Below are 23,389 nucleotides of genomic sequence, written 5' to 3'. Positions count from 1 at the left end.
GAGACGAGGATGCGGATCGCGGTCGTCGGCGGTGGCCCGGGCGGGCTGTACTTCGCCGCGCTCGCCCAGCAGCTGAGCCCCGGCGACGAGATCGACGTCTGGGAACGCAACGCCGCCGACGACACCTTCGGCTTCGGGGTGGTGTTCTCCGACGAGACGCTCGGCGGCATCGAGCACGCCGACGAGTCGATCTACCGGCAGATGGAGCGCGAATTCGCCCGCTGGGACGACATCGACGTCCACTACCGCGGCGAGGTGCTCACCAGCGGCGGGCACGGGTTCGCCGCGATGAGCCGGAAACGGCTGCTGCAGATCCTCCAGCACCGGTGCGCGGAACTCGGTGTGCGGCTGCACTTCCGCACCCTCGCCCCGGACGTCGGCCGGCTCGCCGCGGACTACGACCTCGTGGTCGCCGCCGACGGGGTGAACTCCGCGGTGCGCGCCCGGCACGCCGCGGTGTTCCGCCCGTCGCTGGAGTCCCGCCGCTGCGCCTACATGTGGCTCGGCACGGACAAGGTGTTCGACGCGTTCAAGTTCTACATCGTCGACACCCCGTACGGGGTCATGCAGATCCACGGCTACCCGTTCGACGCCACCGGCAGCACGTTCATCGTGGAGATGGCGGACGAGGTGTGGCAGCGCGCTGGGTTCAAGGCCTTCGCCGACCGCGAGTTCGCGCCCGGCGACTCCGACGAGAAGTCTATCGCGCTGGTGCGGGAACTGTTCGCCGACGTGCTCGGCGACGCCCAGCTGCTGGCGAACAACTCCCGCTGGATCAACTTCACCACCGTGCGCAACCAGCGGTGGCGCCACGGCAACATCATCCTGCTCGGCGACGCCGCGCACACCGCGCACTTCTCGATCGGCTCCGGCACCAAGCTCGCGATGGAGGACGCCCTCGCGCTCGCCGCGGCGCTGCACGAGCAACCGGACGTCGAGCGGGCGCTGGCCGCCTACGAAGCCGAGCGGCGGCCGGTGGTCGAGTCGACCCAGCGCGCCGCGCAGGCCAGCCTGGAGTGGTTCGAGAACCTGGGGCAGTACGTGCACCAGGAGCCGGTGCAGTTCACCTTCAACATCATGACCCGCAGCCGCCGGGTCACCTACGACAACCTGCGGGTCCGCGACCCGGAGTTCGTCGAGCGGGTCGACGAGTGGTTCGCCCGGCACGAGCAGCGGCGCGGCGACGGCGACGGCGACGTGCGCCCACCGATGTTCCAGCCGCTTCGGGTGCGCGGGCTGGAGCTGAAGAACCGGGTCGTGGTGTCCCCGATGGACATGTACCGGGCGACCGACGGCCTGCCCGGGGATTTCCACCTCGTCCACCTCGGCGGCAAGGCGCTCGGCGGCGCGGGCCTGGTGATGACGGAGATGGTGTGCGTGTCCGCCACCGGCCGCATCACGCCCGGCTGCACCGGGATCTACACCGCCGAGCAGACCCGGGCGTGGCGGCGGATCACCGATTTCGTGCACACCGAGACCACGGCGAAGATCGGCATCCAGATCGGGCACTCCGGCCGCAAGGGCTCCACGCGGCTGATGTGGGAGGGGATCGACCAGCCGCTGCCGGAGGGCAACTGGCCGGTCGTCGCGCCTTCGCCGCTGCCGTACCGGCCGGGGGTGAACCAGGTGCCGCGGGAACTGACCGTGCGGGACCTCGGCGAGATCCGGCAGCAGTTCACCGACGCGGCGGCGCGCGCTGCCGAAGCCGGGTTCGACCTGCTGGAACTGCACTGCGCGCACGGGTATCTGCTGTCGTCGTTCATCTCGCCGCTGACGAACCGGCGCACGGATCGCTACGGCGGTTCCTTGCGGGCGCGGCTGCGGTTCCCGCTGGAGGTGTTCGCGTCGATGCGCGAGGTGTGGCCCTCCGGCCGCCCGATGAGCGTGCGGATTTCGGCCACGGACTGGTGCGACAACGGGATCACGGCCGACGATGCGGTGGAGATCGCGGCCGCCTTCGCCGAGGCCGGTGTGGATCTCGTGGACGTCTCCACCGGCCAGGTCCACCCCGACGAGAAACCCGCGTTCGGCCGGTCGTACCAGACCCCGTTCGCCGACCGGATCCGCAACCGCGCCGGCGTCGCCACGATGGCCGTGGGCGCGATCTCCTCACACGACGACGTGAACTCGATCCTGCTCGCCGGCCGCGCGGACCTGTGCCTGCTCGGCCGCGCCCACCTCTACGACCCGAACTGGACCCTGCACGCGGCCGCGGAACAGGAGTTCACCGGCCCCGGCGCGGACTGGCCGCTCCCGTGGCGCGCCGGCTCCCGGCGCCCGCAAACCGGTCGCACGGAAGGCCCGAAGCCACGACTGGAACTCATCCGGCACGGCGAACCGGGCACGGCGCACCGCCGCTGGCGGCCCGGGCGGGAGTGATGCGCCGGAGGTCAGCCGCCGCTGTCGCGTAGCCGCCGGGCGCGCGATTTCCATTCGTGCCGCCGGAGCGCCCACCCCACCTCGCTGATGTCCTGGGCCGATTCCAGCTTCCGGCCGGACAGGTGTTTCGCCTGGTTGATCCGGTACCGCACGGTGTTCGGATGGATCACTAGCACCTTGGCCGCCGCCGCGGTGTTCATGCCGGCGGCGAGGAACGCGTCGAGGGAGGACACGAGTTCCTGCCCGAACTCGCCCTGTGCGAGCAGGGGCGCGAGGATCCGGTCGACCAGGTGGTCGCCGACCCCGTGCTCGGACGCGACCGCCACCCGCAGCGAGAGGTTCTCCAGCGTTTGCGGTCCCGCGCGGCCGAACTCGATCATCTGGCGCGCACCGCCCAGGAGTCCTGCCACTGCAGGGTGTCGGCGGCGTCCAGGATCCGGTCGGTGCCGGGCGGGAAGTGGTGCTCCAGCTTCGGCGCCGGGTAGGGCACGTCGAACCCGGTCACCCGGCGCACCGGGGCCTCCAGGTGGTGGAAGCAGCGCTCGGTCACGCGGGCGGCGATTTCCGCGGCCACGGACGCGAAACCGGGCGCCTCGGCGATCACGACGGCGCGCCCGGTCCGGCGGACCTCGGCGCAGACGGTGTCGTCGTCGAACGGGACGATCGACCGCAGGTCGACCATGCCCAGGTCGCGGCCTTCGGTGGCGGCCTGCTCGGCCGCGGCGAGCGCGACGGGCCGTAGGCGATCAGGGTGGCGTCCCGGCCGGGCTTGCGCACGATCGCCCGCCCGATCGGCGGGACGGCCTCGGCGACGCCGGCCTCCTCCTTGGCGCAGTAGCGCTTCTTCGGTTCGAGGAACACCACCGGGTCGGGGCTGTCGATCGCCGCACGCAGCAGGCCGTAGGCGTTGGTGGCCGGGGTGACGACGGTCAGGCCGGGGGTGTGGGCGTAGTAGGCCTCGGAGGAGTCGCAGTGGTGCTCCACCCCGCCGATGCCGCCGGCGTAGGGATGCGGACGACCATCGGCAGCCGCGGGTGCGGTTGCCCAGTTTGGCGACGTGGCTGGCGATGTGCTCGAACGCGGGGTAGGCGAACGCGTCGAACTGCATCTCCACCACCGGGCGCATCCCGTTCAGCGCCATCCCGACGGCCAGGCCGACGATGCCCGGCTCGGCGAGCGGGGTGTCGAAGCAGCGGGCCTCACCGAAGTCCCGGTGCAGGCCGTCGGTCACCCGGAACACGCCGCTCAGCTGCCCGACGTCCTCGCCGAAGACGACGACCCGGTCGTCGGCGGTCATGGCGTCGCGCAGGGCGGCGCGCTGCTCGGCCAGTTGCGGGGTGGGGGTCGCGTAGACGTGGGCGAACAGCTCCTCCGGGTCCACCGGGGTCTCGGCCCCGATCCCGGCTCGCACGTGCGCCGCCATCTCCTCAGCCGCGGCGGCGAACTCGGCTTCGCGTTCCTCGCCGAGCGCGCCGGTTTCGGCCAGGTGCGTGCGCAGGCGGGTCAGCGGGTCGCGTTGGACCCACCCGGCCTCTTCGTCGTCGGTGCGGTAGCGGGTGGCGTCGTCGGCATTGGTGTGGGAATCCATGCGGTAGGTGTCGGCGTCGACGAGCGTCGGCCCGCCACCGGCGCGGGCCCGGGCGACCGCCTCGCCGAGCACCACGGTGAGGGCGGCGAAGTCGTTGCCGTCGACCAGGACACCGGGCATGCCGTAGCCGACCGCCTTGGCCGCCAGCGACGGCGCCACCGACGGGCGGGCCAGCGGCACGGAGATCGCGTACTTGTTGTTCTGTCCTTGCCCTTGAGCCGGGCCGCGTGCGCGACGCCGACGGCGTGCAGCAGTTGTGTCGCGAGCGGGGTGGCCTGCGGGGTGACGCGGTGGGCGACCGGGTCGTAGCCGCAGTGCCAGTCGCCGCGCAGCATGGTCAGCACCTCGACGGCGGTCCACGCCGCGGGCGGCGACCGCCGCGGTGTCGCGGTAGGTGGGGAAACGCCAGTCGCCCTCGGCGAGGACCTGGGCGCAGGCGACCTGGCAGGCCTCCTGGCCGCGCGAGGACGGGTACACCGCGAGCCGTCCCTGCCGGACCAGCGCGCCGGCCCGCTCGTTGAGGCGGCGGGCCAGGAGCAGCCCGCGGTACCCGGCGACGAGCGCGGCAACGGGCGGCAACGGCTGCTCGCCGACGAGCGCGCCGCGCTCGTCGGCGAGCCGGACCGGGGCGGCCGCCTCGTCCGGAACTCGTGTGCTGGCGATGGACGACATGACAGGAAGGTCCCGTCAGCGTGTGCAGTTTGACCAGAGACACGGGACGAGTCGGGCCAATCGGCCAACTGCGGCGGGGAATCGGATCGGTTCTCTCCGGGACGGTGATCTCGGCGCCGGGAAGTGAGACGGATGGACACCCTGGACGACGTCGACCGCCGGATCGTCGCCGAGCTGCGCGCCGACGGGCGGCTGTCGGTGCGGGCCATCGCCGAGCGGGTGCGGATCTCGCGCGCGAACGCCTACGCCCGCCTGGAACGCCTCCCGGCGAGGGGAGTCATCACCGGGTTCACCGCCACCGCGGACCCGGTGAAGATCGGGTTGACCACCTCGGCGTACGTGAGCCTCACCGTGCGGCAGAACGGCTGGCGGGACCTCAAGGAGCGGCTGCGCACCATTCCCGAGGGTCCGGCACATGGCCCTCACCGGCGGTGAATCCGACGTGATGCTGCTGGTACGAGCCCCCGACAACGACGCGCTGCGCCGCGTCGTGCTCGAACAGCTGCAGGCGATCCCCGAGGTGCTCGGCACCCGCACGTTCCTGATCTCCGAGGGCTCGGCGAGCTGACCCCTGCGGGTGCCGGGCGCTAAAGCTGCGCTCACACTCTGCCGACACGCTGTTAAACGTGCTGCGCGGTCCGCTGGCACGGCACCCTCGGCCGATGCGGCGACGAATGTGGCGTCCGGTCGCGTCCGGCTGCGCGTGGTCTCGCCGGCGATCCGGCGGGCGTGCCGGTTCCATGTGACCTCCCTCGGAGCGGGACGCCGCGGCTGGTGACGACCTCGCTGCCCTGACCTGCGAGGCCGGGGCAGTGGGCGGGGTCCGGCAATCCTGGACAATCTGGTCGTCCCGCCCTGGAGCGTCGAATTCCGGATGACACGTGGGCACCGATGTCGCGAGATGGCCTCGGTTGCGAGCTACGACTGGTGGAAGTGTTGCGCATCTGGAAAGTCCTTGGCTCCGCTCCGTGTGATTCCAGCTCTTGCTTGGCTGGCCTCATTGTTATCGTCTCGCGCACTGCTGCTGCTGGTGATGTTTCCTTGTCGCCACTCTGCGGCCAGTTTGTCCCGCTTGTTCCAGAATTGATCGTTGGATTTGTTATGCGTGCTGACGCAGGTTCCTTTTCCGAACGTGTTCCCCGGGCTGGTGTTTGCTCGAACCGATGATCATCGATGGCCGAGTTGAGGCTTGGAACGGCTACCATCGCGCCGAGGTCCGCACTCTCGAAATCGAATGGGGAGTGGCCATTCGGGTCGGTATCGGGCAATCGTTTGAAGGCTCTGAACCGGTTGTTCATCTTCGCATACTGGAGCGTGACAACAAGGGGGAAGCGCCTTACGACGTGGTTCTGACACCCGGCGAGGCGGTCTACCTTGGCACGTCGATTGGCGCAGGGCAGCTCCGCCGCTGAGGAAGTCGCCAGCTGGGTCCGGCCGCGCAAAGACCGCTGAGGTGGGCGCCCAGCAGCGACCGTTTCTGGACCACATTGCCGACCATGCTGATGGTGTCGTCGGTCTGCGACCGCTGAACCCGCGGTCGTCCCGGTGTCATCGCGCGCACTGGTCGCTCATGTCGTCTCGTGGGTGAGCATCGAGCAGGGAGACGTGTGCGACCGGAACCTATCCGGGTCAACATGGCCGCGAGGATTCCGGTCAAGTGTGCGACGTCGGCCAAGGCCTGGGTCAGTTCGGGGCGGGTGTCGTACCGGATTTGCAGCGGTGCCCCTCCCGCGGTGTCGTGGATTCGAGCCTCTGAAGCTCCGCTCACGGTGGCCGACTACTCCGGCCAGCTTTCGGCGGTGAGGGGGCGGAAGATCTGCTTTCGCGTCTCGAAGTAGTGCGGGACCGGGCTCGCGGCGGTGCGGATCATTGTTTTCCGGAGCGTAGGAGTTCGACGAGGATCATCGCCACGCCGGCGATGGGCATGAGGAGAAGCCGTAGCATTCGGATCGCGCGGTTCGCGCGTCTCTCGTCGCGATGAATCAACGCGATGACCGTGGCACAGGTGAGCAGCAGCACGAAATCGAGGACGATCGCCGCGAAGATCCACTTCCATATGGCTGCTCCTCACCTTGGAGATTAGGTAAGGCGCAACCGTCAGGTCCCGCTTCGCTGTATACCCGATGAACATCGTTCAGGACAGAGTGAATCATCTATGAACGGCGTGTATACGGCACGTCATAGCTGTATTTTCGCAGCGTGGGGCCGTTTGGCTGGTGTTGAAATTCGCGCAAAAAAGTCGGGTCTTCGAGATCTTGCTGTCGGAGCTTCAGGTCAACTGCGTGCGGGTGCGCTGGACGTCCAGGCCTCCGGCCCTGGACGTCCAGCGGCGCGCCGACGAGCGTCGCGTCCACAGGGGATCATTGTCCTCGCTTGAAACGCGACCAGCGGTACTGACTGGGCATCGAACGACCGCCAAGCAGTCCGGCGCGGAGAATGCGCTCATCAGCGTCAAACTTCGGCCCCGCTGCCGGGTGCGTTGAGGCACGATGGTCGGATGGCCGGTGAGGAGCAGCGTGCCCTGGCGGGGCAGGAGCGACCGTTGCGCGAGAGGTCGTCGCAGCTGCGGCTGCGGGAACTGCTGCGCGAGGTGCAGGACCGCATCGAGGAGCTGGTCCAGTCGCGCGACCAGATGGACGGGCTGCTCGAGGCGATGCTCGCCGTCGCGGGCGGGCTCGAACTGGATGCCACCCTGCGGCGCATCGTGCACTCGGCGATCGAGCTCGTGGACTGCCGCTACGGCGCGCTGGGCGTGCTCACGCAGGACCGCGAGTCCCTGGCGGAGTTCGTCTACGAGGGCATCGGCGAGGCCACGCGCCGGGAGATCGGCGACCTGCCCACCGGGCACGGCCTGCTGGGCCTGCTGATCGAGCAGCCCAAGCCGATCCGGCTGGACGACCTGTCCCAACACGTCGCCTCGTCCGGGTTCCCGGCGCACCACCCGCCGATGAAGACCTTCCTCGGTGTGCCCGTGCGGGTGCGGGACGAGGTGTTCGGAAACCTCTACCTGACCGAGAAGGCCAACGGGCAGCCCTTCACCGAGGACGACGAAGTCGTCGTGCTGGCGCTCGCGGCCGCGGCGGGCATCGCGGTGGAGAACGCGCGGCTGTTCGAACAGGCCCGGCTGCGGCAGCAGTGGCAGGAGGCCACCAGCGAGGTCCGCGCCGAACTGCTGGCCGCCGCCGATCCGGCCGACGTCCTCACGCTCATCGCGACCCGGGCCCTGACGCTGGCGCGCGCGGACTACGCGCTGATCGCGCAACCCGAGGATCCGGACATGCCCCTGGAGGACGTGACGGAACTGGCGGTCACCGTGCACGCCGGGCCCGACCCGGGTCAGCTGACCGAGCGGATCCCGGTCGAGGGGTCGACCTGCGGGACGGCGTTCCGCGACCTCCAGCCGCGGCGGGTGGACAGCCTGGAGTTCGAGGTGTCCCCCGAGTTCGGTCCCGCGCTGGTGCTGCCGCTGCGCGCGTCCCGCACCTCGGTCTCCGGCGTGCTGGTGGTGGTCCGGCGCAAGGGCGACGCGGCCTTCGACAGCGCCCACCTGCCGTTGGCGGCGGCGTTCGCCGACCAGGCCGCGCTGGCGTTGCAGCTCGCGGAGGACCAGCGTTCGCTCAACGAGCTGAAGGTGGTCTCCGACCGCGACCGCATCGCCCGCGACCTGCACGACCACGTGATCCAGCGCCTGTTCGCCCACGGGCTGGCGTTGCAGAGCACGCACATGCGGTCCCGCAACCCGGACATCCAGCGCAGGCTGGCCGACATGATCGACGACGTGCAGAGCATCGTCGCCGAGATCCGCACCGCGATCTTCGACCTGCACGGCGGCCTGCACGGCACCGGGCAGCTGCGCAAACGGCTCAACGACATTATCGCCGAGATCACCGGCGACACCGGGCTGCGCACCACGGTGCGGATGTCCGGCCCGGTCGGCGTGGCGGGACCGGAGCTTACCGAGCACGCCGAAGCGGTTCTGCGGGAGGCGTTGTCCAACGCGGTCCGGCACGCCAGGGCCACGTCGCTGATGGTCACCGTCTCCGCCAGTGACGAGCTGGTCATCGAGGTGGTCGACGACGGGATCGGCATCCCGGACACCGTGGCCCGCAGCGGCCTGCACAACCTGTGCGAACGCGCCACCCAGGCGGGCGGCAGCTTCTCCGTCGCCCGGGCCGAGACCGGCGGGACGTGGCTGACCTGGGCCGCGCCGATTTCCTGACCGCGCCGGGCCGCTCCGGTCGGCGCGGGAAAGAGCCGAAGTGCCCCGCGGCAGGGGCCCGTCTGCCCTGCCCGCCGCGGGCGCCGGCCGGTCAGGATCGGGTCATGGCCGGATCGATCGGACCAGCGGTTCTCGCCGCTGTGGACGGCTCACCCGCGGCGCTCAACGCCGTGCGGTGGGCAGCGCGCGAGGCGTCACCGCGGCATTTGCCGCTCTGGCACGGGCACGTGTGCGCACTGCCGGCGGCACCCGGTAGTGGCGGCGACGACAGGGGCTCGCCTCCACCAGCCGGGCCCTGCTGGACCACTGCCGGTGCCCGGTCGCCGTGGTCCGCTGAGAACGTCGGGAGGATTGACATGCGCTGGTCACCGGTCGAGGTCGGGGCGCTCGCGCGAGCTGCGAGCTGCGCCCCCTCGGTCCACAACTCGCAGCCGTGGGCTCTGGAGGTCCCGGACGGGGTCTTGCGGCTGTACGAACGGTTCGACGTGTCGTTGCCGCGGCACGACCCGACCGGCCGCGACCGGGTGCTCTCCTGCGGTGCGGCGCTGGCAAACCTGGACCTCGCGGTGCGGGTCCTCGGCCGGCGGCCCGAGGTCGGGTTGCTGCCGTCGCCGGAGCGGCCGGACCTGGTCGCCGAGATCCGCGCCGCCGAGCCCGGAGAGGCCACGCCCGACGAGCTGACGCGCTACTCGGCGATCTTCCAGCGCAGCAGCTACCGCTCGCCGTTCGCGCTGCACCACGTCCCGCCCCGGGTCCTGCGGCTGCTCGGCGACACGGCGGCCGGGCCGGGCACCGAGGCGCGGCTCATCCAGCCCCGGACCGAGGCGGCGCCGCTGGCCGAGCTGCTGGCCCACGCCGGGCAGCTGCTCCGCGCCGACCGGGCCTACCAGCGGGAACTGACCGCCTGGACCGCCCAGCTGCGGGAACCACCGTCGCGGGAGACCACGCTGCCCTGGTCGGGCCTGGTGCGCGCGGACACGCACCTGCCCGACACGGTGACCCTGACCGAGCGGGTCGCGGCGGAATCCCTGCTGATCGTGCTCACCGCGGACGACACCCGGCGCGACCAGCTGCACGCCGGCGCCGCGCTGGAGCGCGCGTGGCTCACCGCCATCACCGAGGGACTGGTGGGCTCCGTGCTGACCCAGCCGCTGCACCTGCCCGAGGTGCGCGCCGGGCTCATCGAGAAGCTCGGGCTCCCCGGGTACCCGCAGGTGATCCTCCGGATCGGCTACCCGGTGACGGCCACCCCCGGCCGAGTGCCGGCGCCGACCAGGGCGGGAGAACGGGGATGAGCACCACCGCGGGGCCGTAACATCGAGCGCCCGCCGGTGGTGCCACCCGATCCGCCGCGCCCCGTCCCCCGCCGCAATGGCCGGATACCGCCTCAGGGCCCGCAGGACGGGGACCATCGGCCCTTCACCACCCGCCGTCGCCGGACAAGGCTGGGACACAGGGAGAACGACCGGCGAGAGGACGGCGTCATGGCCGCGATCGTGGTGGGGGTGGACGGCTCCGCGGGCAGTGCCGCCGCGCTGCGGTTTGCGGCGGACGAAGCGGCTCGGACCGGCCGGGAGGTGGTCGCGGTCCACGCCTGGAGCTATCCCGGTGGCGGGGCGACGGCCGATGCCGTGTTCACCGCGCACCGGCGGGCCCTCGGCGAGATGGTGGACCGCGCGCACCGCGACCAGCCGGACGCGAAGATCCGGCCGGAGGTCACCGAAGGCGAGCCGGCGCAGGTGCTGCTGTCCGCCGCGGAGGACGCGGCCATGCTCGTGCTCGGCAGTCACGGCTACGGGCGGCTCATGCGCGCGCTGGTCGGTTCCGTCGGCGCGCAGTGCCTGCGCCGGGCGCACTGCCCGGTGGTGATCGTGCCCGCCGCGCGCGCGGCCCGGCACCCGGTGGCCGAAATGGACTACCAGCCCGGCCCGATGGTCTGAGCGCGTGCTGGGGGAGGAGCGCCGATGTCACCGTTCACGTCGTGGCTGAGCAGGCAGTGGCGTCTGATCCGCCCCGGCCGCGGCTCGCTCGCCCGGAGGTGGGACCGCGCCGAGGCGGCCGTGCTCGCCACCGCGGTGCTCGCGGCGGTGTTCGCGGTCCCGGTGGCCGGTGTCGTCGTCTCCGATGTCCGGGCCGCCCAGATGGTGGTTTCCCAGCAGCAGCAGGCCGAACGGCGCGAGGTGGACGCGCTGGTGCTGGACGTGACCCCGCCCAGCCCCGACAGCGACGACGGGACCGCCACCGCGGTGTGGCGCCTGCCGGACGGCAGCGACCGCACCGGCACCGTTCCGGCCGGCCGCGGCACCGGGCCCGGCGACCGGGTGCCCGTCTGGGTCGACCCGGCCGGTGAGCCCGTGCCCGCGCCGCTGACCGCGAGCGGCGCACTGACCGTCGCTCTCGCCGCGGGGTTGCTGGCGTGGCTCGGCGTCGTGGTGGCGCTGGGGCTGCTCGTCGCTCTGGTGCGCGCCGGCCTCGGCCGGCTGCGGCTGGCGGCCTGGGAGCGCGAATGGTCCGAGCTCGGCAGCGACAAGACCCGGTGGTGAGGAAACGATGACCGTGCGGGAACACGCCCAGGAAACCCCTGCCCGCCCCGGTGATCGCGCGAGGCCCGTCGTGGTCGGCGTCGACGGATCCGGCTCGGCGCTCGACGCGGTGCGCTGGGGCGCCCGGGACGCCGCCCGGCTGGGCGTGCCGGTTCGCCTGGTCCACGCCTACCCGCGCAGCGACCGGGACTACCCCGCGCTGAGCATGAACGCGGACCAGATCCGCGCGGAACTGCGGGCCTGGGGCGCCGACCGGCTGCGGGTCGCCGAAGCGGTGGCGCGGGAGACCGCGCCCGGGGTGCCGGTGGAGCTGCGGCTGCACGAGGGCGATCCCCGGGTCGTGCTGCGCCGCGAATCGGAGCACGCCGCGTCGGTGCTCCTCGGGCACGACGGCGCGGGCGGGCTGAGCAGGCTCGTGTTCGGCTCCTGTGGCCTGGCCTTGACGGTGCACGGCCACCGCCCGGTCGTGGTCGTCCGCGGCCGCGTCGCCGACCAGGGGTCGATCGTGGTGGGCGTCGACGGCACCATCACCGCGGCCCGCTACGCCATGAAGATGGCCGCGCTGTACGGCACCTCGGTGACGGCGGTGCGGACGTGGCACGCGGCGCCCGGGGACCCGGTGGACCGGCACGACGCGGAACACCACGCGCTGGTCGCCCGGATGGCCCCGCTGACCGAGGAGTTCCCGGAAGTGCCGGTGGAGCACCTGGTGCTGCGCGGGCGCCCCGGGCACACCCTGCTCGCGTTCGGGCAGCACGCGCGCCTGCTCGTGGTGGGCACCCACGGCAGCAGCGCGTTCGCGGGGCTGCTGCTCGGGTCGACGAGCCAGTCCCTGGCCTTCCGGGCGCCCTGCCCGGTCGCGGTGGTGCCCGAAGATCCGGAAGACGCGTGAGGAGACGACGCCATGAGCGACATGGAAGACAGGACGGCGGCCCGGGAAGCGCGGCCGAGCGCGGCGTCCTGGACCGGCCATCCGGCGTCGGACCTGGCCGAGGCGTCGATGCGCCGCGACTTCGCCGGTGAGGCCTACCGGCAGCGCCCGCACACCCCGGACGGCATCCACCTCGCCGCCGACGAGCTGGCCGCCGTCGTCGGCGAACTGCGGCGGGTCTGCCCCGGCGCGGACCCGGCGCGGGTGCGTGCGATCGTCGACGACACGTACCGCAAGCTCGCCGCCGCCGCGAAGATAACCGACCACTTGATCCCGCTGACCCTGCACCGGGCGCGCGCGGTGCTCGAAGCGGAGTGAGGACCGGGGAAGGGCCTCGGGCGCCGGCCGGAGGCCCTTCCCGCAGGTAGATTTCGCAGTGTGCGAGCATCCGTTCGGTCATGAGGGGCTTCCGATTTCCGGCCCACCGGCAGGGACTACGGGACGGCACGAGCGCCGGTCAGGCCGCCATCGGCACGCCGGCGTCGGCGGCGCCGGCGAAGACGTCGTCGATGAGGACCACGGTCCGCCCGGCCCTGGCGAGCAGGGAGGCCGCGGCGGTCGCGCGGTAGCCGCTGGCGCAGTGCACCCACACCGGGCCCGCGGGGAGCTCGCCGATCCGGTGGGGGAGTTCGGGCAGGGGGATGTGCACCGCGTCGCGCACGTGGCCGTCCCGCCACTCGTGGGGCAGGCGGACGTCCAGCACCACCGCGGGCGGCGGGTAGGCGCCGGCGTGCCCGTGCCGGAGCGCGGCGGCCAGGTCGGCGAACAACGCCGCGGGCAGGCTCGCCAGCCGCCCGGACCGGCCGCCCGCCCATTCCACCGGGCCACCGCTGGCCGCGGCGGCGGGCCGGTCGATGCCGATGCGGGCCAGTTCCCGCTGCGCCTGGGCGACGTCCTCCGGGGTCTCGCCAAGCAGCGTGATCGGTGCGCCCCAGTCGATGAGCCAGCCCAGCCACGTCGCCATCGGGCCGTCGAGGCCGAGGCTCACGGTGCCGGCCAGGTGCGAGTGCACGAACGCCTTGCGGGAGCGCAGGTCCACCACCCACTCGCCGGCGTCGATGCGCTGCCGCAGTTCGTCCGGTCCGGCGGTGCGGGCCGGGGTGAGGTCGATGGGCTCGGGGCCGGCGGCATTCCGCGGCCCCATGTGCGCGTAGTAGGCCGGGTGGACGTCCAGGCCGGCCAGGGTCTGCTCGACGAACTCGCCTTCGACCAGGGTGAGCGCCGGGTTGTGCCGCCGTTCGCGGCCGATGGTGGAGGCTTCGCCGTCGGCCTGCCCGGCCGAGCAGAAGCTGCCGAACCCGTGGGTGGGCCAGACGGCCGCGCCGTCGGGCAGCAGGTCGGCGAGGCGGTGGGCGGACGAGTGCTGGTGGCGGGCCAGTTCGTGCGCGTGGTCCTGGCCGAGCAGGTCGGTGCGGCCGGTGGTGCCCAGCAGCAGCGACCCGCCGGTGAACACGCCCTCGGGCCCGTCCGGTCCGTCGAGGACGTAGGACAGGTGGTGGAAGGTGTGGCCCGGGGTGGCGACCGGCCGGATCCGCATCCGCCCGGACACCTCGATGACGTCTCCCTCGCGCACCGGAACGCGCTCGAACGGCACGTCGTCGGCCGCGGAAAGCCCGTAGCGCGCGCCGGTGAGCCGGGCCAGGTGCAGCCCGCCGGACACGTAGTCGTTGTGCACGTGGGTTTCCAGCACCCACGCGACGCGGACCCCGAGCCGGCCGGCCAGCGCGGCGATCCGGTCGATGTCGCGTTGCGGGTCCACCACCACCGCGAGTTCTCCGTCGTGGGCGAGGTAGCTGCGGTCGCCCAGCGACGACGTCTCGATCACCCGTCCATCCAGCATGGCCTTTCTCCTTCGGTTCGGCCTGGTCGTACCTCCGGGGTCAGGCCAGGGCCAGGAAGAGCTTCTCCAGCTCGGCTTCGGTCATGGGTGGCTCCTCCCCGCGGTCGCGTGCGGCCTGGCAGTGCCGCATGCCGCTGGCGACGATCTTGAACCCGGCGCGGTCCAGGGCGCGGGACACCGCGGCCAGCTGGGTCAGCACCTCCTGGCAGTCCCCGCCGTTCTCCATCATGCTGATCACCGCGGCCAGCTGACCCCGCGCGCGGCGCAGCCGCACGAGGGCGTCGCCGGTCAGTTCGGGTCCCATCTCCATCAGGCCACCTCCGCCTTCCGCACGCTCATCGCCTGAACAGGCGCCGCAACGCCCCGCCCCGCCCCTCGGGCTCGCACCGGCAGCGCTGCCCGGCGGGCACGTCCGCGAGCACTGCCTCCACGTGCTGGCCGCACCCGGCGTAGGTGGCCTTGCCGCACCGGGCACACGTCACACGGCGACACATCCGTGAACCTCCTTGGTCCGTGGCGTCCACGGTACCCCCGGGGGTATCTAGATCGCCATGGGTGAGCAGGCCCTGCGTGTCGGCGGCTCAGTGCAGCGGGAGGCTGACATGACGCGGTCGGTTCCTCCTTTGGAGGACCGGTTGACCCCCGGTGACCTTGTCGCGGAGCTGGCCGAACGCGTCCCGGACGTCGGTGGCAACGTGGGTCTGTGGCCGGGCCTCACGATCTACCGGTTCCACGAGCCGGCCGCCCCCACGTGGGAGGAAGTGCGGTCGCTCTCGTTGTGCGTGGTGAGCCAGGGCCGCAAATGCGTGACGGTGGATGGCGAACCGTACCTCTACGATCCCTTCAAGTATCTCGTCCTCAACAACCACCTCCACTTCCAGGCGGAGATCCTCGAAGCGAGCGCCGCGAAGCCGTTTCTCTCCTTTGTCCTGCAGATCGATCCCGTGATCGTCCGCAAGGTGTCGGTGGAAATGCTCGAGCAGCGGCGCAGCGAGATGCTCGCCGAGGCGACACCGCGGCGGTCGACGGCGTTCGTGTCGGCATTGGACGCCGGTCTGATGAGCTCGGTGATCCGTTTCCTGAGGGCCCTGACGACCGGGCCCGACCGCCGCATCCTGGCACCGGCCTACCTCCAGGAGATGGTCTATCGCGTGCTGCGGGCCGAGCAGTACGAGCGGCTTCTGGAGATCGCCGCGAGCCAGCAGAACCACGATCCGGTCGCCCGGGTGATCGCTTACCTCCACGAGAACCTGGCCGAGCCGGTCACCGTGGCGGACCTGGCCGATCCGGTCGCGATGAGCCCGTCGGCGTTCACCGTCCTCTTCCGGCAGAGCACGGGCAAGTCCCCCGTACCAGTTCCTGAAAGAGATGCGGCTTACCCGGGCTCGGGATCTTCTCGTGCGAGGCAGCGCCACGGTGGCCTCGGTGTCCCACGCCGTTGGCTACCCGCATGCATCGCACTTCATCAATGAGTTCCGCCGCCGCTTCGGGCTTTCCCCCGGGCCTACTGTGACTTGGCTGTTCTGCGGAGCGAGCTCGGGTGCCGGCCGGAAACCGCGCCGTAGTAAGCGACCCGGACTCACTGCCGCCAACAGGACAGCGAACCCGCCGCCGGCGACGCCCGCCGCGCCCTTCGAGGTCAGCAGCATGACCGCGAGGAGCCCGAGCTGCTGGGGGACGGTCAGCGGCGTGTCGGTGGCCTGCGCGATGTAGAGCGCGGCCAGCGACAGGCAGCGGAACAGCCGGAAGATGCTCAACCCGACGTAGGCGCGCAGCAGACCGCCGAGCACGACCACCACGAACAGGATCGAGGTGACGTAGAACAGCAGGATCAGCGAGCCGAGACTGGACAGTGTGGACAGTCCGAACGCGCCGACGGCGTAGGCCATCGCACCGAAGGCGCCGAGCGGGGCGGCCTTCATCACGAAGCTCAGCACCTTGAACACGACTTCGGTGAGCCGCTTCACGCCGGTGACGATCGGGTCGCCGAGCGGGCCGATCGCCTTGATCGCGATGCCGAACAGCACGGCCAGGAAGATGATCTGCAGGATGTCACCGTCGGTGAAGGCGCCGACGAAGCTGTCCGGCACCAGGTGGGTGAAGAACACCCACCAGTGCTGGGTTTCGCCGGTTTCGATGTAGCGTTCGGCGTTGCCCGTGGGGTGCGGGGTGGACGGGTCGGCGTCGACGCCGTCGCCGAGCCGCACGATGTTGATCGCGACCAGGCCGAACACCAGCGCGACGATCGTGCCGACCTGGAAGTAGGTCAGCGCTTTCAGCCCGGTGAGGCCGACCTTCTTCAGGTCCGCCACGCCGGCGATGCCGCCGATGATGGTGAGGAACACGATGGGGCCGATGAGCATCTTCATCGCGGCGATGAAGGTGGTGCCGATGGGCTGCATCGCCTCGCCCAGGCCGGGCGCGCGCCACCCGAGGACGATGGCGATCAGGACCTGCACGTAGAGCTGCCGGTACCAGGGCTTGCGGCGGCGCGGCGGGGCCGCGGGGGCGTGCGTCATTGCATCCTCCTCCGCGTCGGTGTGGGTGGGGGAGTCAGCCGAACACGTGCCGGGCGAGTTGTTCGCCCAGGCGTTCCAGCAGCGGGGCGGCCTCGGCCATGCACCGGCCTGGGTCCGGTTCGAGATCGGTGAGGGTGAACGCGCCCGCAAACCCGGCGGCGGTGACTTCGGCGGGAGTGAACCGGCTGCGCCCGGCCACGGCGTAGGCAGGCACCCCCGCCACGCGAGCGGCGGCGGCCACGCCCAGCGGCGCTTTTCCGCAGGCTCTGCCGGTCCAGCGATCCCTCGCCGGTGATCACGAGATCGGCCCGCGGCAGTCACGCCGGCAACCCGGTCAGGCGCAGGACGACTTCGATCCCGGGCACGCGGCGCGCTCCGAGGGTGAACAGGGCGAACCCCGCGCCAGGTCCGGCGGTTGCTGGAGCCGTAGGTCGCCATGCTCGCTGCCCGGGTGGCCACCCAGGCCGACCTCGCCCGCATCGGTGAGGTCCTGGACGCCGGTGGCGCGGCGGAGGACTTCGAGGGTTTCGAACGCTCCGACGCGCTGCTGCACCGTTCCATCGCGGTGGCCGCGCACAACGGTCTGCTGATGACGTTGTTCGACGTCATGAACACCGCGCGATCGCTGCCGGTGTGGGGAAGTCTCAAGCGCCGTACCTCGACGCCCGAACTGCGCCGCTGCTACCACCGCGAGCACAGCGACATCGTGGAAGCCCTCCGCGACCGCGGTCCCGACGGCGCCGCCGAGGCGATGCGCGTCCACCTCCAGCACGTCGGCGACACCTGCTCGGCCGCGGGTGAGCGCCGGCACCTCCTGGACCCGGGTCAGCTCGCCGGTGCGGGTCGTGTTTCCTTCGCGCGTCCGCGGGGTTGCTGGGCGTTCACCGCGAACAGCCGGTGCAGGAGCTGGATCGCCACCGAGCCCTCGCCGACGGCCGAGGCCACGCGTTTCACCGAGCCGTGCCGGACGTCGCCGGCGGCGAACACGCCGGGCATGCTCGTTTCGAGGAGCAGCGGGTTGCGCTGCAGCGGCCAGGTCCGGTCGCGGAGGTCGGATCCGGTGCGGACGAACCCCTGTTCGTCCCGGTCGACCTCGGGTGGCAGCCAGCGGGTGTGCGGCCGGGCCCCGATCATGATGAACAGGCCGTCCGCGCCGGTGGTCTCCTCGCCGCCGGTCAGGCGGTCGCGGAGCACGAGGTGGTCCAGCCGTCCGTCACCGCCGCCGCCCACGACCTCGGTTCCGGTGCGGACTTCCAGCCCGGGGGTCGCCGCGATCTCGCGCGTCAGGTACTGCGACATGCCGGCGTCCAGCGACGAGGCGCGGACCACGAGCGTGACGCTGCGGGCGTAGCGGGCGAGGTACAGGGCGGCCTGGCCGGCCGAGTTGCCGCCACCGAGCACGTACACGTCGCGGCCGGTCATGGCGGGCGCTTCCGAGGACGGCGGGCCGTAGAAGACCCCGGCGCCGCTGAGGGCTTCCAGAGCAGGCACCCCGAGCTGGTGGTAGCTCGCGCCGGTGGCCAGGAGGACCGCGCGGGTCCGCACGCGGGCGTCGCCGGACAGGGTGACGACCAGCGAGTCGCCCGCGCGCTCCACAGCGCGGGCCTGCCGCATGAACGCGAACTTCGCGCCGAAGACCCACGCCTGGTCGTAGGCCTGCTGGGCGAGGCGGCGGCCGCTGACGCCGCGGGGGAACCCGAGGTAGTTGCGGATCAGCGAGCTGGAGGTCGCCTGGCCGCCGAGCCCGCCTTCGTCGACGACCAGCGTGCTGAACCCCTCCGAGGCGCCGTACACCGCCGCGGACAGCCCGGCCGGCCCGGCGCCCACGATGACCAGGTCGAACTCCATCCGCTCGGGGCTCACCGGAGAGCCCGACGCCAACGCCAGCTCGGTGTTGCTCGGGTCGGTGAGGACCGTGCCGTCGGGGAAGAGGACGACCGGCAGCCGGATCCCGGCGCCCACCGTGGCCAGGCGTGCGCGGCCCTCGTTGGAGTCGGCCAGGCAGAACGAGTGCGGGATCGCGCAGCGGCCGAGGGCCTGGCGCAGCTCGTAGGCCCGGCCGGACCAGGTCTCGCCGATGACGTGGATGGTGTAGGGCGAGGTCCGCCGTGCCTCGGCCCAGTCCAGCAGCGAACTCGAGATCGCCTGGTGGAACGCTTCGTCCGGGGTGGCCATCGGCCGCAGGACGTAGTGGTCGATGAGCCCGCGGGCGATCGAGGTGTAGATCGCTTCGCCGGTTTCGCGGTCGCCCCAGTCGCCCCACGCGATCAGCAGCCCGCGTTTGGCGTGGGGGTGGAGGCGGCGCGTGCGGTCCAGCAGCTCGCTGCCGGTCATCCCGGGCAGCCACTGGCCAGCGAGGACGAGCGCGACCTCATCGCCCGCGCCGGCGAGTTCCTCGAGGACGGCCAGCGCCTTCTGGGGCGAGGACAGGCACACGATCCGGTAGTGCCGGGCGTAGCGCTCCCGCAGCTCCCGCTCGACATCCCCGAGTACGTCCGCATCCCCGTCGACGGCGACGAGCACTGCGCCGGACATCCCACGACTGTAACCGCTCGGCGGCCCGCTCGAAATGGCGTCACTCCGCCAGCAGGCCCCGGTACAGCGTCAGGTGTGCCCGCGCCGCGGCGCCCCAGCTGTAGGACGCCGCCAGCTGACGGCCGGGTTCTCGCAGGCTCTCCGGGTCAGCCAGCGCGGCTCGCATCTGGTCGGCCAGGCCGGCGGGGTCGGAGGCGAACCGGGCGGCGCCGTCGAACACCTCGCGCAGCACGGGGAGTTCACGGGTGACCACCGGGACCCCGGCAGCCAGCGCCTCCATCGCCGCGAGGCCGAAGCCTTCCTTGGTCGAGGGGAAGGCGAACACGTCCGTCGCCGCGACCAGGGGCGGCAGCGCGTCGTGGGCGACCGGGCCCAGCACCACCGGCTCCACGCCCAGCTCGGCGGCCCGCTTCTCCCACGCCATCCGGTAGTCGCGGTAGTCGAACAGCGTCTCGCCGCCCGCGATCACCAGCCGCACGTCCGGGTCGGTCTCACGCAGCAGCGCGTAGGCCTCCAGCAGGTCCAGCGAACCCTTGCGCGGCTCGATCCCGCCCACCGACAGCACAAACCGGCCCGACCACGCCGGATCCGGCGCGGCACTGGCGAACCGCTCGTAGTCGACGCCGTTCGGGATCACCGTCGCCTCGACGCCCCAGCCCTCGCGCAGCTCCCCGGCCACCGCGGCGGACACGCAGACGTGCGCGTACGGGCGGCGGATCGCGCGTTCGTGGCAGGCGACCAGCTCCGGCGTGGTGAAGTGGTCGATGTGGTGCACGGTGCGCACGACCCGCTCGACCGCGTTGGCGCTGATGCAGTCCTGGGCATGCACGATGTCGTAGCCGCCCGGGTCGAACGCCGCGCGCAGCACGTCGATCGAGCGCAGGATCCGCGGACCCACGCCCTCGCCCTCGACCTCCGGGAACGGCACGATCCGCACGCTCACCGCCGGGTCGAGGAGGCGGAAGAACCCGCTGTCCCCGCCGCGGCCCAGCGACCACACGGTCACCTCCGCGCCCTCGGCCGCCAGCGCCTCGGCCAGGGCCAGCGTGTGCACGACCCCGCCACGGGGCTTCGTCGAGTAGCTGAGCAGGGCGATCCTCACGTGCGGCTCCAGTAGGCGTCGGGTTTGCGTTCGGCCAGGTGGTGCAGCACCCGCCGGGCGGTGGCGACCTCGCCGGCGACGTCGACCTCGGCGATCGCGATGCCGGCCTTGCTCCAGGTGCGGGCCAGGATGTCCCCGCCGGGCCCGACCACCTTGGCCTGGCCCAGGAAGCGCATCCCGCCCATCGCGCCGGTCTGGTTCGACGAGGCCAGCACCACCTGGTTCTCCGCCGCGCGCGCCTGGTCGTAGAGGTCGAACAACCGGGCCTGCCGGTCCTGCGACATGCGGGGCGCGCGGTTGGTGATGCTGGTGGGCCACGCCGACAGGCAGGCGAGGATCTCGGCGCCGTCGAGGGCGAGGCTGCGCGCCGATTCGGGGAAGGTCTTGTCGTAGTCGATGAGCATGCCCAGCCGCCCCACCGGCGAGTCGAACGCGGCGAACGAGGTGCCGGCCGAGTAGGCGGCGACCTCGCCGGGCGGCTGGTGCACCTTGCGGTGCCTGCCGAGCACCCCGTCGCCGGTGACGCACACCGCCGCGTTGTAGCGCCGCTCGCCGTCGGCCTCGCAGTACCCGACGCACACCACCATGTCCGCGGCGAGCGCGGCGATCTTACGCAGGTGCGGGTCGTCCGGGGCGAGCGCGGGCGGGAGCGCGCCGGGGTCGGGGTGCCGCAGGTCGGCGAGGTACCCGCCGAGCGCGGCGTCCGGCAGCACCAGCAGCGCCACCCCCGAGGAGCGGGCGTGCTCGATGAGCGTGGCGATGCGCTGCAGGTCGAAGTCGAGGTCGCGGCCGAAGTGCGCGGCCACGGCTCCGATGCGGATGGTCCCCATCGCGTCAGTATCGCGCCGCGGCGAGTTCCTCCCCGCCGGTGGCCAGCGCCGGGTAGGCCGCCGGCCGCCGGTCCCGCAGGTGGCCCATCGACCGGCGCGCGGTCTCCAGCGCCTGCCGCACGTCGAGTTCGGCGACGGCGATGCCTGCGGCGACTCCGGTGCCGGCCAGGATCTCGCCGCCCGGGTCGACGACCTTGGCGCCGGCGACGAACCGCAGGTCGCCGAACACGCCGGACTGGTTGGCCGACAGCCACACGATCTGGTTCTCCAGCGCCCGCGCCTGGTCGAACAGGTCGAAGCGGCGTTTCCACCGGTCTTGCGCGAGGTCCGCGGCGGGGTTGGTGCGGCTGCCCGGCCACGCCGAGACGCAGACGCCGATCTCCGCGCCGTCCAGGGCCAGACTGCGGGCGGATTCGGGGAACGCCTTGTCGTAGCAGATGAGCATGCCCAGCCGCCCGACCGGCGTGTCGAACGCGGCGAACCCGTCGCCGGCGCGGTAGGTGGCGTCCTCCGACAGCGGCTGGTGCACCTTGCGGTGGTTGCCCAGCACGCCGTCGCCGGTCACGCACACGACGCTGTTGTAGAGCCGTCCGTCGGCGTGCTCGCAGTAGCCCGCGGCCACCACCATGTCCCCGGCGAGCGCGGCCAGCCGCTTGATCTCAGGGCCGTCGACGTCCAGGGCTGGTGGCCCGTCGGCGCCGCCGTCGAGGTTGGCCAGGTAGCCGCCGAGGCAGGCCTCGGGCAGGGCGAGCAGGCCGACGCCGTCCGCGCGGGCGGTGGCGATCAGGGCGGCGACGCGATCGAAGTCGCCCTCCAGATCGCGGTCGAAGGGCGCCGCGACCGCGGCCATCCGCAGGGTGCTCATGAGGTCCCCAATCCGGTCACCCCGGCCGCGATGGCCTGGGTCTGTTCTCCGTCCGGCCAGCGCAGCGCGACGCCGCGCCTGGCCACCAGCTCACCGCACTCGGCGCTCACCGCCGGTCCGGCGTCGAGCTCGTGCGGCCCGGTGGTGAGCATGGCGTAGCCGGGGAAGCAGGTGAGCCAGTCGCCGGCGCTCGCCCCGCGGGGCCGCGGCACGGCGGCCACGTCGAGGACGGCGCCGCAGCCGCTGGCCTCGGCGAGCATGCCGAGCGTTCCGGCGATGCCCGCCATCGACACGTCTTTCGCCGCCGCGGGCCGTGCCCGGGCGACGGCGGTCAGCATGGCGCGCAGTTCCGGTGTGCGGCGGGAGGTCGTGGAATCCCACTGCCGTCCGGCGTAGCCGGGCCGCCACCGTCCGCCGAGGTCGGCGGTGAGCCGCACCCGCTGGCCGGGCCGTCCACCACCGCCGGGCACCGGGGAGTCCGCGCGACCCAAGGCGGTCACCGCGAGCGAGGCGGGCACCCCGAGTTGCGTGTGGCCGCCGAGCACGGGCACGCCGTAGGCCTGGCTCGCCCGGCGCAGCCCGCCGAGCACGCGGCTGGCGAACGACGCGTCCCGCGCGCCGAGCGCGTCCAGCAGCCCGACCGGTTCGGCGCCCATCGCGGCGAGGTCGTTGACGTTGACCAGCACCGAGCACCAGCCCGCCCAGTCCGGGTCGCGCTCCACCATGGACGGCAGGATCGCGTCGCACGCCGCCACGACATCGCTGCCGGGCACCGGAACCCCGTCGTCGCCGACGAAACCGGGCACGCCGGTCAGCCCGGACAGCAGCGGCCCGAGGTCGCTCTTGGTCGCCCGGGCCAGCGCGGCGATGCGGCCGATCGGGTACCGCATCAGCACGTGCGGGGTGTCCGCCACCGTCACCGGCCGGACCCGGTCCCAGCCGAGCCGGGTGAACAGGCCCTCGTTGCGGGCCTGCACGGTGGCTTCGAACCGCAGCACCCCGGCGTTCTCGGCGTGCGCGCACGCGGCTCGCACCAGTGCCGGGCCGACCCGGCCCCGGCACGCGGGGTGCACCACGAGCCGCCCGCCGAGCCACCAGCCGATGTCCTCGGCGGTGGCCGGGCCGAGCCGGACGCCGCCGATGACCGTGCCCTCCCGGTCGCGGGCGACGAGGACGACCGTGCGCGGTTCGTCGTCACGGTCGTCGAGGTCGTGCCCCTCGAACAACCCTTGCTCGTGCACGAACACCTCGGTGCGCAGGGCGTGGTAGGCGCGCACCGCGGCCGCGTCGGCCGGTTCGATGTGGAAGGCGGGACGGCGGGCCAGCGTCGCCGAGTCGCCCAGCAGGGCCAGCACGTCGGGCATCA

21 protein-coding genes and 5 pseudogenes are annotated in these 23,389 nt (G+C 72.4%); 13 read left to right on the top strand and 13 right to left on the bottom strand.

Going from position 1 to position 23,389, the window contains the following annotated elements; translation table 11 throughout:
- Window positions 1–9 precede the first annotated feature (9 nt).
- Window positions 10–2,379: a bifunctional salicylyl-CoA 5-hydroxylase/oxidoreductase gene (locus AMETH_RS18370; RefSeq protein WP_017982592.1), complete on the top strand. Its 2,370-nt coding sequence runs from the start codon at window positions 10–12 to the stop codon at window positions 2,377–2,379.
- Between the two features lie 11 nt (window positions 2,380–2,390).
- Here AMETH_RS18370 and AMETH_RS18365 read toward each other — a convergent pair whose 3' ends face one another.
- The 3 genes and pseudogenes from AMETH_RS18365 to AMETH_RS18355 all read right to left on the bottom strand — a co-directional run.
- Window positions 2,391–2,759 (bottom strand): helix-turn-helix domain-containing protein, encoded by a 369-nt coding sequence (locus AMETH_RS18365; RefSeq protein ID WP_017982591.1) that lies wholly within the window; start codon window positions 2,757–2,759, stop codon window positions 2,391–2,393.
- Window positions 2,756–3,709: pseudogene (locus AMETH_RS42125) on the bottom strand (alpha-ketoacid dehydrogenase subunit beta). The gene AMETH_RS18365 and the pseudogene AMETH_RS42125 overlap by 4 nt, the downstream one beginning before the upstream one ends.
- A gap of 105 nt (window positions 3,710–3,814) precedes the next feature.
- A pseudogene (locus AMETH_RS18355) lies at window positions 3,815–4,639 on the bottom strand (thiamine pyrophosphate-dependent enzyme); the annotation flags it as partial.
- Window positions 4,640–4,771: 132 nt separating this feature from the next.
- Between AMETH_RS18355 and AMETH_RS18350 the strand changes: the two are divergent.
- The 3 genes from AMETH_RS18350 (at window position 4,772) to AMETH_RS38040 (ending at window position 6,051) form a co-directional block, all read left to right on the top strand.
- Window positions 4,772–5,074, top strand: coding sequence for an Lrp/AsnC family transcriptional regulator (locus tag AMETH_RS18350; protein WP_410468209.1), 303 nt, complete (start codon window positions 4,772–4,774; stop codon window positions 5,072–5,074).
- Complete coding sequence (locus AMETH_RS42640) at window positions 5,055–5,207, top strand: Lrp/AsnC ligand binding domain-containing protein (RefSeq protein ID WP_017982590.1); 153 nt, start codon at window positions 5,055–5,057, stop codon at window positions 5,205–5,207. Before AMETH_RS18350 ends, AMETH_RS42640 begins: the two co-directional genes overlap by 20 nt.
- A gap of 595 nt (window positions 5,208–5,802) precedes the next feature.
- Window positions 5,803–6,051 (top strand): hypothetical protein, encoded by a 249-nt coding sequence (locus AMETH_RS38040; protein ID WP_156131685.1) that lies wholly within the window; start codon window positions 5,803–5,805, stop codon window positions 6,049–6,051.
- A 454-nt stretch (window positions 6,052–6,505) separates the two neighbouring features.
- Here the strand turns inward: AMETH_RS38040 and AMETH_RS38035 are convergent, their stop codons facing one another.
- Complete coding sequence (locus tag AMETH_RS38035) at window positions 6,506–6,658, bottom strand: hypothetical protein (RefSeq protein ID WP_017982588.1); 153 nt, start codon at window positions 6,656–6,658, stop codon at window positions 6,506–6,508.
- A gap of 478 nt (window positions 6,659–7,136) precedes the next feature.
- On the opposite strand from AMETH_RS38035, the gene AMETH_RS18345 reads away from it, so the two are divergent.
- From AMETH_RS18345 to AMETH_RS18320, 6 genes are all read left to right on the top strand, one after another.
- On the top strand, window positions 7,137–8,858 hold the full coding sequence (locus tag AMETH_RS18345; protein WP_017982587.1) for a GAF domain-containing sensor histidine kinase: 1,722 nt from the start codon (window positions 7,137–7,139) through the stop codon (window positions 8,856–8,858).
- Window positions 8,859–9,214: 356 nt separating this feature from the next.
- A complete protein-coding gene (locus AMETH_RS18340; protein WP_017982586.1) occupies window positions 9,215–10,153 on the top strand; it encodes an Acg family FMN-binding oxidoreductase in 939 nt (312 codons plus the stop codon).
- 189 nt (window positions 10,154–10,342) lie between these two features.
- Window positions 10,343–10,798 carry a universal stress protein gene (locus AMETH_RS18335; protein ID WP_017982585.1) on the top strand — a complete coding sequence of 152 codons (456 nt, stop codon included), beginning with the start codon at window positions 10,343–10,345 and terminating at the stop codon, window positions 10,796–10,798.
- A 24-nt stretch (window positions 10,799–10,822) separates the two neighbouring features.
- Window positions 10,823–11,401 carry an Rv1733c family protein gene (locus AMETH_RS18330; protein ID WP_017982584.1) on the top strand — a complete coding sequence of 193 codons (579 nt, stop codon included), beginning with the start codon at window positions 10,823–10,825 and terminating at the stop codon, window positions 11,399–11,401.
- A 7-nt stretch (window positions 11,402–11,408) separates the two neighbouring features.
- Window positions 11,409–12,293, top strand: a complete 885-nt coding sequence (locus tag AMETH_RS18325) for a universal stress protein (RefSeq protein WP_081617553.1) — start codon at window positions 11,409–11,411, stop codon at window positions 12,291–12,293.
- Between the two features lie 12 nt (window positions 12,294–12,305).
- Entirely contained in the window at window positions 12,306–12,650 is a 345-nt protein-coding gene (locus AMETH_RS18320; RefSeq protein WP_017982582.1) for a three-helix bundle dimerization domain-containing protein, read from the top strand.
- A gap of 139 nt (window positions 12,651–12,789) precedes the next feature.
- Here AMETH_RS18320 and AMETH_RS18315 read toward each other — a convergent pair whose 3' ends face one another.
- Together AMETH_RS18315 and AMETH_RS18310 are read right to left on the bottom strand one after the other, a co-directional pair.
- Window positions 12,790–14,172, bottom strand: a complete 1,383-nt coding sequence (locus tag AMETH_RS18315) for an MBL fold metallo-hydrolase (protein ID WP_017982581.1) — start codon at window positions 14,170–14,172, stop codon at window positions 12,790–12,792.
- A 40-nt stretch (window positions 14,173–14,212) separates the two neighbouring features.
- The gene (locus tag AMETH_RS18310; RefSeq protein WP_017982580.1) at window positions 14,213–14,482 is read right to left on the bottom strand and encodes a metal-sensitive transcriptional regulator; all 270 of its coding nucleotides are present in this window, start codon (window positions 14,480–14,482) and stop codon (window positions 14,213–14,215) included.
- Window positions 14,483–14,723: 241 nt separating this feature from the next.
- Between AMETH_RS18310 and AMETH_RS18305 the strand changes: the two are divergent.
- Window positions 14,724–15,509: pseudogene (locus AMETH_RS18305) on the top strand (AraC family transcriptional regulator); the annotation flags it as partial.
- 31 nt (window positions 15,510–15,540) lie between these two features.
- A pseudogene (locus AMETH_RS42115) lies at window positions 15,541–15,633 on the top strand (helix-turn-helix transcriptional regulator); the annotation flags it as partial.
- Here the strand turns inward: AMETH_RS42115 and AMETH_RS36975 are convergent.
- Together AMETH_RS36975 and AMETH_RS39230 are read right to left on the bottom strand one after the other, a co-directional pair.
- Window positions 15,615–16,691, bottom strand: coding sequence for a cation:dicarboxylate symporter family transporter (locus tag AMETH_RS36975; protein ID WP_017982578.1), 1,077 nt, complete (start codon window positions 16,689–16,691; stop codon window positions 15,615–15,617). The pseudogene AMETH_RS42115 and the gene AMETH_RS36975 sit on opposite strands and share 19 nt — an antisense overlap.
- A gap of 34 nt (window positions 16,692–16,725) precedes the next feature.
- On the bottom strand, window positions 16,726–16,905 hold the full coding sequence (locus tag AMETH_RS39230) for a glycerate kinase (RefSeq protein WP_267283437.1): 180 nt from the start codon (window positions 16,903–16,905) through the stop codon (window positions 16,726–16,728).
- Window positions 16,906–17,127: 222 nt separating this feature from the next.
- Between AMETH_RS39230 and AMETH_RS42635 the strand changes: the two are divergent.
- Window positions 17,128–17,400: pseudogene (locus AMETH_RS42635) on the top strand (FCD domain-containing protein); the annotation flags it as partial.
- Window positions 17,401–17,516: 116 nt separating this feature from the next.
- Here the strand turns inward: AMETH_RS42635 and AMETH_RS18285 are convergent.
- From AMETH_RS18285 to AMETH_RS18265, 5 genes are read right to left on the bottom strand one after another with little or no spacing between them, the layout of a single operon-like run.
- Window positions 17,517–19,226, bottom strand: coding sequence for an NAD(P)/FAD-dependent oxidoreductase (locus AMETH_RS18285; RefSeq protein ID WP_017982575.1), 1,710 nt, complete (start codon window positions 19,224–19,226; stop codon window positions 17,517–17,519).
- 40 nt (window positions 19,227–19,266) lie between these two features.
- Window positions 19,267–20,328, bottom strand: coding sequence for an MSMEG_0565 family glycosyltransferase (locus AMETH_RS18280; protein ID WP_017982574.1), 1,062 nt, complete (start codon window positions 20,326–20,328; stop codon window positions 19,267–19,269).
- Entirely contained in the window at window positions 20,325–21,158 is an 834-nt protein-coding gene (locus tag AMETH_RS18275) for a carbon-nitrogen hydrolase family protein (protein WP_017982573.1), read from the bottom strand. Before AMETH_RS18275 ends, AMETH_RS18280 begins: the two co-directional genes overlap by 4 nt.
- 4 nt (window positions 21,159–21,162) lie before the next feature.
- Complete coding sequence (locus tag AMETH_RS18270; RefSeq protein WP_017982572.1) at window positions 21,163–22,023, bottom strand: carbon-nitrogen hydrolase family protein; 861 nt, start codon at window positions 22,021–22,023, stop codon at window positions 21,163–21,165.
- Window positions 22,020–23,387, bottom strand: a complete 1,368-nt coding sequence (locus tag AMETH_RS18265) for an MSMEG_0567/sll0787 family protein (protein WP_017982571.1) — start codon at window positions 23,385–23,387, stop codon at window positions 22,020–22,022. Before AMETH_RS18265 ends, AMETH_RS18270 begins: the two co-directional genes overlap by 4 nt.
- Between the last annotated feature and the right edge of the window lie 2 nt (window positions 23,388–23,389).

This window comes from Amycolatopsis methanolica 239, assembly GCF_000739085.1.
GTDB classification, from domain to species: domain Bacteria; phylum Actinomycetota; class Actinomycetes; order Mycobacteriales; family Pseudonocardiaceae; genus Amycolatopsis_E; species Amycolatopsis_E methanolica.
This window is presented reverse-complemented; position numbering and strand designations above follow the sequence as displayed.